This window comes from Staphylococcus pasteuri, assembly GCF_030547725.1.
Classification (GTDB): domain Bacteria; phylum Bacillota; class Bacilli; order Staphylococcales; family Staphylococcaceae; genus Staphylococcus; species Staphylococcus pasteuri.
On the sequence record NZ_JAUOQO010000913.1, the window covers coordinates 1 to 238 of the forward strand.

Sequence of the window (238 nt, forward strand, 5' to 3'; positions counted from 1 at the left end):
TTACTTAACAAAATTCGCTCGCAACAACAGAAGCAAAATTGATAATGATATTTTGACCGCAGAAGGCATTTACTACACTTTGTTAGATGAAATACTAGCTGATCTTAATATTGACACAATTGATTCATCGAAAATATTAATTAAAGAACATGACGGCCAAGTCAGTCTATGGCTCCCAAGATTTGATGTAATAGAAGTTAACGAAATTGCAGAGCGTGTTGGCATGGAAAGCATATAC

At 34.5% G+C, this 238-nt stretch carries 1 protein-coding gene; it reads left to right on the forward strand.

All coding sequences use genetic code 11. The features are described from left to right. Window positions 1-52: 52 nt before the first annotated feature. The coding region (locus tag Q4528_RS15895; protein WP_303522714.1) for a hypothetical protein at window positions 53-238 on the forward strand (186 nt) is incomplete at its 3' end.